Origin of the sequence: Kitasatospora sp. NPDC005856, assembly GCF_040629945.1 — a bacterium.
Classification (GTDB): Bacteria; Actinomycetota; Actinomycetes; order Streptomycetales; family Streptomycetaceae; genus Kitasatospora.
This window is the reverse complement of record NZ_JBEXWT010000260.1, coordinates 1-1,017: the sequence shown is the minus strand read 5'-3', so window position 1 is coordinate 1,017 and position 1,017 is coordinate 1. Positions and strand designations below refer to the sequence as shown.

The 1,017-nt window shown below is 64.9% G+C and carries 1 protein-coding gene; it reads right to left on the bottom strand.

The window, feature by feature from the left end; all coding sequences use genetic code 11:
• Positions 1 to 394 (bottom strand): methyltransferase domain-containing protein (locus tag ABZ449_RS42365; RefSeq protein WP_360357548.1); only part of this gene is annotated, 394 nt, incomplete at its 3' end.
• Between the last annotated feature and the right edge of the window lie 623 nt (positions 395 to 1,017).

The following is a 1,017-nucleotide window of genomic DNA, read 5'->3' as shown; positions in this document are numbered from 1 at the left end:
CCACCCTGATGAGTTCCTTGATCGCGGCCTGGGGATCGGCGAGGTGTTGCAGGGTGCGATCGGCCCATGCCCCGTCAAAGGAGTTGTCGAGAAACGGCAGGTGATGGGCGTCGGCGACTGTGCATTGTGTCACGCCCCGGGCTCGCGTGGCAGCGGCCATGGTCAGGGAAGAGTCCACGGTTGCCACACTGGCGCCGTGGTCATCTTTCAGCGTGGCTGCACTTGCCCCGGTGCCAGCGCCAACATCGACATACCGACGGCCAGGCACCGGCTGGAGCAACTCCCGAACCCGCTGCTGGTATGCCTGGTAAAAGGGCTCCTGGGTGAGGCGGTCCAGTACGCCGACCCACGAGTCCGGGTTTGACTGGCGATCGACGTCGGTGAACCCATGCATGACCGACAGCCTATTTCGGCGATTGAGGCGACGCTGCGTTCCTCTCGCACTTGCCTGCCACGGCCGCGCTGGTGATCCAACGAGCGTCAGAGACGCACCCGGTGCCGACAGGTCAAACCCGCAGCGACCTTTCCCGCCGGATCGGTACATACCAGAGCGGGGCGGACATGCAGACAGCGGAGAATCGAGGGTGATGACAAGATCGATGTCTCGTTCTGATGTTGCGCCCTGGCGGCCGAGCAAACCCTTGGAGCTGGCCGGCGCCGCACGGCACCGGCCCGCCTCCTCGGCTGGCTTCGGTGAGCATCCTGCTGCGTGGCGACGAGAAGTTCCACTACAGCGACGGCGCGGTGCGGAGACGCGGTACGCGGTTGTCCAGCGTTGTGCGGGATTGATTGATTGGCGCCACCATCAGCGGCGATCAACTTCTCTGTTCCGTAGAAGTGGACGACGGGACGGCTCTCAACCAACCTCGTCCCGGAGGAGTGGAAGTCATGATGCTGCGCAAGGTGTTCGGAGCGCTGGTGGCGTTGCTGACCTTCGGCACGGTGCTGGTCGTCACGGCGGCCCCGTCGCAGGCGGCGGTGGCCTGCTCGGGCACTGTCACCTACAGCTACGCGTAC